Annotated in this window: 11 protein-coding genes; 10 read left to right on the top strand and 1 reads right to left on the bottom strand. The window is 42.7% G+C overall.

Features of this window, described 5'->3' with window-relative positions; genetic code table 11:
• The first annotated feature begins 8 nt into the window (after positions 1–8).
• From AC1DPK_RS02770 to AC1DPK_RS02740, 7 genes are all read left to right on the top strand, one after another.
• Positions 9–1,853: a right-handed parallel beta-helix repeat-containing protein gene (locus AC1DPK_RS02770; RefSeq protein ID WP_477509224.1), complete on the top strand. Its 1,845-nt coding sequence runs from the start codon at positions 9–11 to the stop codon at positions 1,851–1,853.
• A 1-nt stretch (position 1,854) separates the two neighbouring features.
• A complete protein-coding gene (locus AC1DPK_RS02765; RefSeq protein ID WP_477509223.1) occupies positions 1,855–2,787 on the top strand; it encodes an ABC transporter permease in 933 nt (310 codons plus the stop codon).
• A gap of 12 nt (positions 2,788–2,799) precedes the next feature.
• The gene (locus AC1DPK_RS02760) at positions 2,800–3,678 is read left to right on the top strand and encodes a carbohydrate ABC transporter permease (protein ID WP_430062424.1); all 879 of its coding nucleotides are present in this window, start codon (positions 2,800–2,802) and stop codon (positions 3,676–3,678) included.
• Between the two features lie 58 nt (positions 3,679–3,736).
• Entirely contained in the window at positions 3,737–5,332 is a 1,596-nt protein-coding gene (locus AC1DPK_RS02755) for an extracellular solute-binding protein (protein ID WP_477509222.1), read from the top strand.
• A gap of 120 nt (positions 5,333–5,452) precedes the next feature.
• The gene (locus tag AC1DPK_RS02750) at positions 5,453–6,406 is read left to right on the top strand and encodes a glycoside hydrolase family 43 protein (RefSeq protein WP_477509221.1); all 954 of its coding nucleotides are present in this window, start codon (positions 5,453–5,455) and stop codon (positions 6,404–6,406) included.
• A gap of 269 nt (positions 6,407–6,675) precedes the next feature.
• Entirely contained in the window at positions 6,676–7,446 is a 771-nt protein-coding gene (locus AC1DPK_RS02745; RefSeq protein ID WP_477509220.1) for a glycoside hydrolase family 2 TIM barrel-domain containing protein, read from the top strand.
• Between the two features lie 7 nt (positions 7,447–7,453).
• Positions 7,454–8,164 carry a glycoside hydrolase family 2 TIM barrel-domain containing protein gene (locus tag AC1DPK_RS02740; RefSeq protein ID WP_477509219.1) on the top strand — a complete coding sequence of 237 codons (711 nt, stop codon included), beginning with the start codon at positions 7,454–7,456 and terminating at the stop codon, positions 8,162–8,164.
• 197 nt (positions 8,165–8,361) lie between these two features.
• Here the strand turns inward: AC1DPK_RS02740 and AC1DPK_RS02735 are convergent, their stop codons facing one another.
• Positions 8,362–8,499 (bottom strand): hypothetical protein, encoded by a 138-nt coding sequence (locus AC1DPK_RS02735; RefSeq protein WP_441879651.1) that lies wholly within the window; start codon positions 8,497–8,499, stop codon positions 8,362–8,364.
• 443 nt (positions 8,500–8,942) lie between these two features.
• On the opposite strand from AC1DPK_RS02735, the gene AC1DPK_RS02730 reads away from it, so the two are divergent.
• From AC1DPK_RS02730 to AC1DPK_RS02720, 3 genes are all read left to right on the top strand, one after another.
• Positions 8,943–9,506, top strand: a complete 564-nt coding sequence (locus AC1DPK_RS02730) for a site-specific integrase (RefSeq protein WP_477509329.1) — start codon at positions 8,943–8,945, stop codon at positions 9,504–9,506.
• Positions 9,507–9,704: 198 nt separating this feature from the next.
• Positions 9,705–12,269, top strand: a complete 2,565-nt coding sequence (locus tag AC1DPK_RS02725; RefSeq protein WP_477509218.1) for a type I restriction-modification system subunit M — start codon at positions 9,705–9,707, stop codon at positions 12,267–12,269.
• On the top strand, positions 12,266–13,510 hold the full coding sequence (locus tag AC1DPK_RS02720) for a restriction endonuclease subunit S (RefSeq protein WP_477509217.1): 1,245 nt from the start codon (positions 12,266–12,268) through the stop codon (positions 13,508–13,510). The genes AC1DPK_RS02725 and AC1DPK_RS02720 overlap by 4 nt, the downstream gene beginning before the upstream one ends.
• Positions 13,511–13,524: the final 14 nt, after the last annotated feature.

The following is a 13,524-nucleotide window of genomic DNA, read 5'->3' as shown; positions in this document are numbered from 1 at the left end:
GCAGGTGAGTGGAGCGCGTAAAGAATGATGATACAGCCGTGAGCATGTCTGAAATCTCAATCAGTGTTCCGGAATGGAGTGAATATAAGAGAGTTAGCGTCGCTGATTTCGGTGCTAGATCCGAGGAAGGGTATTGTAACGGTAGTGCCTTTCAGAATGCCATTGATTATTGCAAACGGGAACATTCGTCCGAGCTTGTCGTCCCTTCGGGAATATATCGATTTTATAATGGCAATCATCCTATATTCGAAGGGATGCACGATTTTCAGTTCGATGGTGGCGGCTCTGAATTCATCTTTTCTACGGTGGAAGTCTTCTTTACCATAAGGAATTGCGTACGGACGATATTCAAAAATTTCACTGTCGATTGGGACTGGGAAAGCGGGCAATTGGCAAGCATCGGACTAGTAAGGGAAGTAGCCTCAGACAGCACTTATTTCGATCTTCACTTTCCGGAGTATTCGCAAGCGCCGAGCGATCTGAACATACGGACATTAAACGCGATGAACCCGCTGACGTTATCTGCAGGCTGCGAGTTAGGTCGTGAATTCCACAAAACCCATTTCCGGAATATTAGTCGCCAGGATCTCAATACGTTCCGAATTGCACTGTCCAACCCCGAAGAATTTCGCTTTCTGAATCCAGGGCAAGCTTACATCGTACGTCATTACATTTATGACGCGAACGCTTTCGAACTTAAAAGCAATCAGCATTTGCAAATCGAGCATGTAACGATCTATTCTGCGCCAGGACATGCTTTCGTGGCGTCGGGAGATCAACACCATTGGGCGCTGCGACAATGCAGAATTGTGAAACGGCCAGGAACGACGCGTTGCATTTCCGTCACGGCAGATGGCTGCCATATCAGTAATTCGCTAGGTTACTTTATGATTGAAAACTGCGATTTCAGCTACAACGGCGACGATTGCCTGAACATTCACGATAATTCAGTTCAGGGTTTTAAGCGAATCGATGATCGGACCTTACGTTTAATTCGTGTGCTAGCATGGCGTAATCCCTTTGCAGTAGGGGACGAAGTTGAGTTTCGAAATGAAGATTTGTCGCCTGCCGAGATCACGGAGCGTATCGCAGACGTGGAATGGAACAAGGAGTATAACACCTGCACGCTTACCTTTGAAAAACCGATCCCAGCCGAGGTTTCAGAACGCGCGATACTTTTTAATCGAAGATATGATTCCAGCAACTATATCGTTCGCAATAATTTCTTTCACCATAACCGCGCAAGAGGGATATTGCTACATTCCAGCAACGGCTTGGTGGAGAACAATCATTTCTTTATGAATCAAGGGTCAGCGATTCAAATTGAGTGCGGTTCCGAGTCTCGCTGGTCGGAAGGATTTGGAGTAAGCAATCTGCGTATCCGCAATAATTTGATTGACAGCTGCGATGTGAATCACTGGAACATGGCCGTTATCTACATGGGTGTATATCTTGCCATGGGTAGAACGCAATATGCGGTCTTTGACCGAGTGTGGATCGAGAATAATACAATTATCAATTGTCCGCAGCAAGCGGTTTATGCTTCATCCTGCAGAAGGGTATATATCCGCAATAATGCCATTCTAAATTCCAATGCTATGAGGCTCAAATCGCATGCCGATGGAGATGAGAATGCATTGCTCCACCCGGAATATTATCAGGGAAGTTTAATGGCAAGCCATTGTAAAGAGGTTTGGATCGAGAACAACAGAAGATTGTCCACGGTTGAAACAACAGAGGATCATATTTATATTGATGATGCGACTAGCACAAATGTGAATTTGCTTAATAACATCGGATTCAATAGAGACGACAGCCGGTTCAGGCTGCAGAAGAAGACGGGTGAGCTATAATATGGCGACAATTGGGGCGATAGCCGTAGCGGGTAAGGATGTACGCAGAAGAATAGTCAAATATAAAATGCTGTATCTCATGCTGCTTCCTGCCGTTGCGTTTTTAATTATATTTAGTTACATCCCCATGTATGGTGCATCGATCGCATTTAAAGAATTTTGGATTACGAAAGGAATTTTAGGCAGTCCATGGGTAGGATTTAAGCACTTCGAACAAATTTTCGCGACCGATAAGTTTTGGCAGGTTTTTACCAACACGATTGAAATCAATTTAATGCGTCTCCTATTTGGATTTCCTGCTCCGATTATTCTGGCTATTCTTTTAAATGAAGTAAGGCACAGAATCTTCAAGCGATCGATTCAAACGATTATTTATTTGCCCCACTTCATCTCGTGGGTAACGATCTCGGGTATATTGTTCGCACTGCTGTCTAACGAGGGTTTGGTCAATAGCATTATTGTTCTGTTCGGCGGAGATCCTGTTAATTTCTTGACAAGCAACAGCATGTTCCGGCCACTATTGGTCATTTCAGGAATTTGGAAGGAAGTCGGATGGGGAACGATTATTTTTCTGGCGGCATTGTCCGGTGTCAATCCGGATCTGTATGAGGCATCCGTGATCGATGGTGCTAACCGCTGGAAACAGATTGTTCACATTACATTGCCAAGCTTGCTGCCGATCATATCGATTTTGTTAATATTGAATTTTGGCAGCATGATGAGCGGTGGTTTCGACCAAGTGTTTAATATGTACAACCCGATGGTCTATGAAAGCGGCGATGTTATCGATACCTACGTTTACCGGATCGGGCTGACGCAAGGACAGTATAGCATGGCAACCGCAATCGGGTTATTCTTAAACGTAATCAATTTTGTTCTTCTTATCGCGGTAAACAGCGCGGCTAAAAAAATGAACGGACATGGCATTTACTGAGGTGATTGAATAATGGTGCGATCTACGAGTGTTTCTGGGAAAATATTTGACATACTGAACATCATTTTTTTAGTTTTCATGGCTTGTATTATGCTTTACCCGTTCTGGCATGTACTTGTTGGATCCGTACTGCCGTATGAAGAAGCAGTCAAAACGAGATTTAATATCATTCCGCGAAGTATTTCTTTTGAAGCCTATGAATACGTTTTCTCGAAAAATACGATTCTTATGTCGGTTGTGGTTTCCGTATTCGTTACGGTTATTGGTACGCTATACCAGCTTTTGATTACATCTATTGCGGCATATCCGTTGACGAAACAAGATCTTCCGGGTAGAACCGCTATCTTTCTCTTTATCATATTCACGATGTTTTTTGGCGGGGGGCTAATTCCTTATTACTTGCTAATCAAGAGCCTTGGGATGGTAAATAGTTTGGCCGTTATGATCATTCCGGCAGCGTTAAGCACGTATAACTTGATTGTGCTCAAAACATTTTTTCAAAATATCCCAATTGATCTGGAGGAATCAGCAAAAATCGATGGGGCTGGTTATATGAGAGTGTTCTTCCAGATCATCATCCCCTTATCGTTTCCTGCTCTGGCAACTATCGCATTATTTATCGCGGTTGGTCAATGGAACAACTGGTACGTTCCGATGTTGTTTCTTAACGATAAGGAACTATGGCCGTTAGCGATGGTGTTAAGGGATGTTCTGATTAATAACAATATGGAATTGACCCGAAGCGGCAGCTTCGTAAGCAAGGATTTCATGCTGGGTGACACCATTAAGAATGCGATTGTAATGGTTTCTGTCATTCCCATCATCATTGTATATCCTTTCATTCAGAAGCACTTTGTTAAAGGGGTGATGATTGGATCAATCAAGAGTTGAAAGTCAGTCAGATTACTAGAATGAATTAATTATTCATTAAAGGGGAGTAGTGAACAACATGTTGAATAGAAAGAAAGGTCTCATTTTATTGCTTGCAGTTGTGTTGTTATTTGTTGGGATTATTGCAGGATGTGGAAGCAATAATGAGAAAAACGAAGCGGGTGAGTCTTCTTCAACTGCAAGCCCAAGTTCTAAACCAGTCGTTGAAAATACAAAGCCTGTTGAATTATCCGTATTTAGTTGGATGTTCGAGGGAGCTGACTCGCAGGATTCTCAAATCTATAAGTACTTGCAGGAAAAGCTCAACATCCGCTTGAAGCCGATTACAGCTTCGTGGAATGACTGGGAAGAGAAGCTGAACGTGATGATTGCCTCTGGGGAGATGCCCGATGTATTTGTCTCCTACGGCGTTGACCGTCCGGTTCAATATCGTCAGTGGATTAAAGAGAGCATGCTTCTTCCGCTTTCAGATTACTCAGAGCAGTATCCGAATATTAAAGCGTCGCTGGCCAACTTTGAACATTTAGCTAAAACGACCGACAACAAACATTATGCGCTCCCTATATTCAATGAATCCGGAAGCGGCAAGATGGCGGTGAGCGGTCACAATATTCTAATTCGTAAGGATTGGCTGGATAAGCTAAATCTAGAAGTACCAAAGACGATCGATGAGTTCTATACGGTTGCTAAGGCATTTGCCGAGGGTGATCCAGACGGCAATAACAAGAAGGATACGTACGGTTATTCCTCCAGCGCTGGAGGGATTTGGTGGCAATATCCATTGTTCAACGCTTTCGACACGAGCACTGATAGGTGGGAGAAGAAAGATGGGCAATGGGCGCCGGAGGTGCTTTCCGATGAAACGAGAGACGGGCTTTCTTTTCTAAACCAGCTTTACAAGGAAAAAATTCTTGATCCTGAGTTTATGTTGAATACAGATGATCAGAAAATCGAGAAATTCATAACGGGCAAAGTCGGAATCATGATTCATAACGCAAATGCGACCTTCTATAATGATTTTTATGATAAGTTCAAGCAGGCATATCCCAATGCCGATCCGAAGTCGATTTTCACATGGGTAGGTACCTTGGTAGGGAAAACAGGCGCTCAGCGAATGGATGGCTTCAATAACTTCTGGGCGGAAACGTCTATTAATGCGAACATCTCGGATGAGAAAAAGAAAAAAGCGTTGGATTTGCTAGACTACCTACTCTCAAGTGAAGGGCAGCAGCTAATGATGAACGGTATTGAAGGGGTCCACTACAGCAAAGACGGAGATAAAATCACACCCCTCATGACGGATGAAGAAAAGGGCAAAGATAAAGCCTTTTCATTAAAAGCATTGGTTTCTTGGAATTCGGACTTCCTAGCCGACAGTACGCCTAATAAAGAGGACATTGTAGCAATGGCAAAATCGACAGGCGACTTCGCCGTTCCGAATCCGTTAGCTTATTTAAACATTAATCCAGAGGAACTCGATCCGAGTATTCCAAGCCAGCTGAATGATTTGGTAAATGAAAAATTCGTAAAAATAATTGTGGAATCCAAAGACGTTCCTGCGGATTTCGCTTCCTTCAAGGAAGAGTGGTTGTCTAAAGGCGGTACGAAAGTGATTGAAGCAACGAATAAGCAAGCGCAAGCGGAAGGTCGCTAAATCCGCGAGAAAGCTCGTTTAGTGTAGGAAGAGACCTTGCTGGAGCCGAATTTATCAGCAAGGTCTCTTTAATTGGGCGTAAATTACATATTTGCAACGCTAAGAGTGGAGGTTGTTGGAATGATAAAGTATGAGGATTTTCAGCCGGGCGAATTGTGGCTGGATACGAATGGAAAGCCTATTCAGGCACATGGCGGCAGTATATTATTCGATAACGGTAAGTATTACTGGTATGGAGAGAATAAAGACGGTCCGAACAGTTTAGGTCGGATCGGTATTCAGCGCGTAGACATCATTGGCATATCCTGCTACTCTTCAAGTGATTTATACAACTGGACATTCGAAGGCATCGTGTTGCCTGCGGTTTCCGATGATCCGAATCACGACCTTCATCCGTCTAAAGTAGCGGAACGTCCGAAGGTTCTGAAGAACGATCGGACTGGTCAATACGTCATGTGGCTTCATATTGATAGTGAGGACTATACGCTGGCTAAAACCGGCGTGGCCGTAAGTGAAAATCCAGCGGGACCATTTGAATACGTGGGAAGCAAGCGTCCTAACGACGTGGATAGCCGTGATATGACATTATTTAAAGACGACGATGGAACGGCGTATTTAATTCATTCGTCTGACTGGAACAAAACCCTGATCATTTCGAGGTTAACGGATGATTATACAGATTTGAATGGCGAGTTTACGAAAGCGTTCATCGACCAGTCCCGGGAAGCGCCGGCGGTGTTTAAACATGCGGGGAAGTATTACTTGTTATCCTCGGGTTGTACGGGGTGGTATCCCAATGCGGCTCTCGTTGCCGAGTCGGATCGAATGATGGGACGGTGGGAGCTAAGGGATAATCCGTTAAGTGGACCAAATGCCCGGAAGACGTTTTATGCGCAGAGCACGTATGTGTTTCCTGTTCAGGGATTGGAGAACAGCTTTATTTTTATGGCTGACCGATGGCGGCCGGAAGAGCTAGCGGATTCAAGATATGTATGGCTTCCTATCACTTTTATGGAAGATGGGATAGAAATCAAGTGGGCGGATCGCTGGGATTTGAATACGTTTCGAAAATAAATATATGAATGAAGGCCGTTCCTYAGGTAGGAGCGGCCTTATGTTATTGAGCTTAATTAATCGTTCACAATCTCTCCACCATTAAAGTGAATCTGCTTTTTATTCTAATGATCCATGATAAGCATACTTAAATAGGCTTTATTTAAGAGGGATGGGCCTGTCAATTTCCTGAAGGCTCTCGGAAGCATGTCGTTCCCTCGTGTTGGAATAATGAATTAGGCACTTATGAGTAGATTGGCGCGGCGTGGTACCGTACTTATTTTGATAATGTGCAAGAAACGAATATTCGTCTGGTCTTCGAAGGTATTCTTCACCATGCGGATGTGTACGTGGATGGTCAGCATATAGGGTATCATTTTGGTGGGTTTACGCAATTTGCACTACTTCTGCCCCAGCTTGCTCAAGGGAAGCATGAGCTCGTTATTCGAGTGGATAATACGGTGGACTGGCAAACGCTGCCGACATACATTGCGGACTGGCATTCTTACGGGGGGATTATCCGCTCTGTCGAGCTGCAGGAGCTGCCTGATGTGTACATAAACTCGATGAAAATTGATTATCAATTGAAGGATGACTCAGCGGATATTCAACTGCAAATTGAGCTCCATTCACTTAGCAAGGGAGATTGTCAGGTTGAAGAGAGTGCCTTCACGGAGGGGCTTTCACTTTCTGCCTCTCATGTGCAGGTTGCTGCCGGTCAGGCTGTGAGTTTGACGCTTCAGGGGAGCCTTGAGAAGATTCGTAGATGGGATGTAGGTGAGCCTGCGCTTTATACATTTACCGTTCAAGCGGGGGAAGATGATCTCATAGACCGGACAGGGTTCCGCACGGTTGAGGTGCGGGGAAGCGATATTCTGTTAAATGGCAAAAAGCTATACCTCCAAGGCGTGAACCGGCATGAGGAGCATCCCGAGTGGGGATTTGCCTTCCCGCCGAAGCTGATGCTGAAGGATCTCGATATTTTGGCCGACATTTGCTGCAATATCGTGCGCGGATTCGCATTATCCGCAGAGCCAGTTCTGGATCGATTTGCTGGATGAGCACGGGATGCTGCTCTGGAGCGAGATGCCGATGTGGGGCTGTTTTATGAGTAGAGAAACACTGGCAAGTCCTATCTTCATAGAGCGTGGCGTCAAGATGCTGGATGAAATGATCTCCCGAGATTATCATCATCCGTCCATTATTTTCTGGGGAGCCCACAACGAAGTTGATACGCGGACAGAAGAAGCGCTCGAGCTAACGAAAACTTTCGTAGGCAAAATTCGCAGTATGGATAGCAGCAGACTCGTTACCTACGCGACTATGCATCCAGAGCAGGATTTTGTGCTGTCCTATTTCGACGTTATCGGTATTAATAAATACTACGGCTGGTATGAAGGCAGGGTGGATGGATTCAGCAGCATGCTGGAGAACTACTACATTCATGCGGAGAAGCAAGGCGCAGGCGGCAAGCCTGTCATCATGAGCGAGTTCGGCGCAGCGAGTATATTCGGTGATGCGGGCTGGGAGCCGCGCTTGTTTAGCGAAGACTATCAGGCGGATGTCGTGACGCGTGCGTTGAAGATATTCCTCGACGACCCTAGCATCGCCGGTACTCTCATCTGGCACTTCGCCGACATTGGCGTCGATGTCCGAAGCAACCGGCCTTACTTCCGCGATCGCGCGCGAAGCTTTAATAACAAAGGATTGCTAAGCGAATATCGCAAGCCGAAATTGGCTTATCGCTTGGTGAAGGAGATTTATCGGTCGGAGTGGTAAGATTGAGGGAGCAATAGAGTAAAGGTGTAAGGGAGTAAAAGAGTAGGGACTCATCCTAGTGGATGGGTCTCTTTTTTTGTATTTCGTGGCTTAACTCTCCGCCTTTTGCTTGGCGCCATATGAACAGATCACGCATCTGATATATAGAAGTTTAATAGAAACAAGGTGATCGGAATTGCTGGATTAAAAGCTGCTCGTCAACCCGACTTAGTGTTGATCACTTGTGCAAGAAACCCTCTTGTTCCCGGCTCTGCACGCCGAATTGCCTCAGTCCGTGTGATCGGCAGCGCTGTGCCCTGCAAAGCTACTTTGGTACCAAATGGATTGCTTATCACAGCATTGAACTGCCTGCTAGACGAATTCAAAATCGTTTATAAGAAAAAAACATCAAATATGAGCGGGTATTTGTTGCAGCGTTTTCGGAATATTTAAGTGGGGAGGGGTGGTGGGAGTTGCTCCTTTTTTTATGACGAAGTGTATTATGAATTGCGACAGCCAGAAAACAATAGGTCCGCAAGCTTTGTTTGACAAGTTTTAAATTCCTTGTAAATGGACTTTCAGGTGAAGGATAGCTATCGCAGTTCGAAAATATCCATTAAAGAATGAACTTAACAAAATGCACAAAAGGTTAAATTCATGGAAAACGCGAAATGGTAGCTAAAAACCAGCTTCAAGAAGCGCGTTTTTTTGTTTTCGAATCCTGTATAACTTGTACTTAACATTTTGATTCTATTGTATAATTGAGATAAACATTTCGGTTGAGAGGAGGAGGGTTACCCTGAGACCATCTCAAGGTGCGAATACCGTTCAACCAATCCGTGACCTGGAGAAGATCCGTCAGATTAAAGAACTACTCAAACATAGATCTTACAGGGACTATTTTTTGTTCTTTATGGGTATTAATTCAGGCTTGAGGATTGGTGACATTCTTCCTCTACGAGTAAGCGATGTGAAGACGACCATGCATCTTAAGGTAAGAGAGAAGAAGACTGGGAACACACGTCGTATTTTAATAACGGAAACACTTAGAAACGAAATTGAAAAGTATTGCCGGTCACTGGGAGATTCTGATTATTTGTTTCCTTCACGGAATGGGGATAAGCCGATTAGTCGTGTACAAGCCTGGAACATTATTAATGCTGCTGCGCGGGATGCCGGCATTCTGGACTCCATTGGGACACATAGCATGAGAAAAACTTTCGGTTACCACTTTTATCAAAAGTACAAAGATTTGGCGCTACTACAACAAATCTTTGGACATTCGTCCCAATCGGTGACCTTACGTTACATTGGGATCACAGACGACATGATTGACCAAGCTATGAAAAACTTCTCTTTATAAAAATTTGGTAGTATTTAAAAGAATTTTAAATGAGGCCGATAAACATATGGTACATATTTATCAAAAGGTACTATACCCAAATTAACTACAGCGATTTATCCGTTTTTCACGGCTGATAAATTTGACGAAATATGCGTGATGCTTGATATAGGTGATATTACTGAGCTGAAAGAACGAAAAATTAATGGAGGTTACATAATGATTACATCAGAAGAAATTAAACGTAGATTATGGGACGGGGCAAATGAACTGCGTGGTTCAATGGATGCTAGCCGTTATAAAGATTATATGCTTGGGTTGATGTTCTACAAGTTTCTGAGTGATAAAACGTTAGAAACATTCAAAATGAGCAGTGGTTTAGGGCAAATGACTGAATCCGAAGTGGTAGAGGAATATACTAAGGCAAAAGCAGAATACGGTGTAGAACTAGATAAAATGATTCAAGTTGCACTCGGCTATTATGTTTCGCCTGAATATCTCTATCAGACGTGGTTAAAAGACATTAATTCAGGAGATTTTGAAGTTCAAAAGGTGACGGACAGCTTGAATAACTTCGAACGTACGATTGCTGTGTCGGGTGATTCGAATGACTTCAAAGGATTGTTTTCAAGTTCTACACTTGATTTAACGGATACTGCTTTAGGTAGCAATTTAAACGAACGCAGTAAAAATATTAAAGCACTGATTTTGTTGTTTGCAGACTTGAACATGGTGGCTTTGCAAAAAGGTGATGTACTGGGTGATGCGTATGAGTATCTTATCGGTCAGTTTGCAATGGAGTCGGGAAAAAAGGCAGGAGAATTCTACACGCCCCAACAAGTTAGTGAGGTCATGGCACAAATTGTAGCAAAAATGTCTAATGTTAAGACCATCTATGACCCGACTGTCGGTTCGGGTTCACTACTTTTAACCGTTAAGAAGCATTTAGATAAAGATGTTCAAAAGGATTTAAGCTATTATGGGCAAGAAAAGAATACAGCAACCTATAACTTGACTCGTATGAATCTATTACTTCATGGTGTTCGTCCAGAAAAAATGACGATTAAAAATGGTGACACGCTATCACATGACTGGCCGGAAGATCCAGAGCGTCCGAACGAGGGTGTGCAGTTTGATGCGGTAGTAATGAATCCGCCGTATTCCGTGAAAAGTTGGAACAAAGCAGGATTAAAAGTTAGTGACCCTCGCTTTGAAATTGCAGGAGCATTGCCGCCAGATTCTAAAGGGGATTTTGCCTTCCTTTTACACGGACTATTTCACTTAGGCCAGAACGGTACGATGGCGATTGTGTTGCCTCACGGTGTGTTATTCCGTGGTGGAGCTGAAGGGGAAATTCGTGAACGGTTGTTAGAGAAAAACTACATTGATAGTATTATTGGATTGCCAAGCAACTTATTTACCAATACAGGTATTCCAGTAGGTGTGATGATTTTGAAGAAGAATCGTAAAATAGATGATCCTATCTTAATTATTGATGCTTCTCACGGCTATGTTAAAGTGGGGAAACAAAATGTCCTAAAAGAAAAAGACATCGCAAAAATTGTGGACACATATGTTGAGCGTAAAGAAGAAAAGGGCTATAGCTACCTAGCGAAACGTGGAGAAATCCTTGAAAATCAATACAACATGAACATTCCTCGCTACGTCGAAGCGATTGATGAAGAAATCCCTCAAGATGTTGATGCTCACTTACTTGGCGGAATTCCCGAAAAAAACATTGAAGACTTAAAGGTTTTACAGTCTACCGTGCCAGATATTTTAGATCAATCTTTAAAGGAAATTCGTAACGGGTATGTTGAACTTTCGAAACCAGTTGAGGACATCTCTAAGGAAATATTAAGTGACTCTCGCATTGTTGAAAAATCAAAAGAAATCGAAAGCAAAGCAAAATCGTATGTTGATAAATATTGGAGCATTTTACGAATGGTAGACAATAGAAGCAATTTGACTCAGTTAATGGATGAAATGCTTGTTGAAATCAAGACGATTTTGGCGGAGTTTAATTATATTGATATTTACGATGGGTATCAGGTTGTGGCAGAGATTTGGAAGAATGCGCTGATACATGATATCGAAATCATCTCATTGAGTGATTTTTATACAGCAGGACGTACTCGTGAACCCAATATGGTAACGAAGGGAACTGGTGATAAAAAACGTGAAGAGCAAGATGGCTGGGTCGGTATTATCGTACCGAATGAGTTGATAGCAAAATATTTATACAGTGATGAGTTAGAAGAAATCGAATCAAAGAGAATGCGTATCCAAGAAATTGAAAATGAGCTTTCAGACTTGGTGGAGGCTGCTAAAGTTGAAGATAGTGATGAATCCAGTGCTCTAGGCGAGATCTTGGATGAAGCTGGTGAGAATTTCGAAAACAAATCAATCAAGGCTGAGATAAAAAAGGCAGACAAGGGAACGGTTGAATATAAACTACTGAAAAAAGTTGAGGAGTTATTTACAGAAAAATCAGCACTTAGCAAAGCAGTGAAAGCTGATGAAAAAGCGCTCAAAGAAGCTGTACAAGAGCGTATTCTAACGTTGACAAACGATGAGATCGACGATTTGATGTATAAAAAATGGTTCGGCAACACAGTGGATACTATAGTTGGTTTGGCAGAGCTACCGCTAAGAAAAGAGCTGAATACGTTACAAATGTTGCACAATCGTTATGCCGATACATTGTCAGCGATTGATGAGAAAAGTCGTGACTTGGAATCGGCGTTTGAAGCCTTGATGAGTGAATTGGTGGTGGGATCATGACGGGACAAACAAGTTTAGTACCAAAACGGCGATTTAAGGAGTTTCAAAACACTCACGATTGGGAACAGCGTAAGTTCCTTGATAACGTCAAAAATATAGTTGATTTTAGAGGAAGGACACCCAAAAAACTCGGTCTCGATTGGAGCGTAACTGGGTATTTGGCACTCTCCGCACTTAATGTCAAAGACGGCTACATTGACCCAAGCGCTGATGCTCATTATGGCAATCAGGAACTATACGACAGATGGATGACTGGGCATGAATTAAGAAAAGGCCAGGTGCTTTTCACGACAGAAGCACCGATGGGCAATGTGGCTCAAGTGCCTGATAATACGCCATATATCCTCAGTCAGCGGACGATTGCTTTTGATGTTGAGCCTGAAAAAATGATGGACGACTTCCTGTTTGTTTTGCTTCGATCGCCTAATGTTTATTCGGCTTTATCGGCTTTATCGAGTGGTGGAACAGCTAAGGGTGTTAGCCAAAAGTCAATGTCGCAATTGAGTGTTACTGTCCCCAAAAATCTTTTCGAACAAAATCAAATTGCTTCGTTTTTTAAAGGGATAAATGACCTCATCACCCTTCATCAGGGTAAGTTAGAAAAGACGAAAGCATTAAAATCTGCTTATCTTTCTGAAATGTTTCCCGCTGAAGGTGAGCGTGTGCCAAAACGGAGATTTGCAGGATTTACTGACCTTTGGGAACAGCGTAAGGTTGGAGATATCGGTACTATACAAACCTGTAAAAGAATTTTCAAGGAACAAACAAGTGAAAGTGAAGACATTCCATTTTACAAAAATGGAACACTTGGCAAGCAGGCAGATTCATATATATCAAGAGAAGTTTTCGACGAATTTAAAGAGTTATATCCGTTCCCAGAAATTGGAGATGTATTAATGTCTGTTGTTGGCAGTATCGGACGAACTGCTGAATATATGGGGGAAGATGAATATTTTCAAGATTCAAATATTGTATGGTTGAAAACTAATARGGATGAGATAAATAGAAAATTTCTTAAAATATCCTATCAAATTATTAATTGGATTATTGAGGGCTCAACAATAAAACATTTGTATAATGATAACATATTATTGAGTCAAATTTGGCTGCCGTCTATTTCCGAACAAGAGCAAATTGGTGCGTTTTTTGAAACCTTTGACAACCTCATCACCCTTCATCAGCGTAAGCTGGAAAAACTACAAAATCTAAAAAAAGCATACCTAAATGAGATGTTTGTTTAGAAAGGGGGGCGGCA

The sequence above is a fragment of the Paenibacillus sp. 01T424 genome, assembly GCF_056398745.1.
Note: the sequence above shows the minus strand (reverse complement) of the source record. Positions and strands in the feature narration are given on the sequence as shown.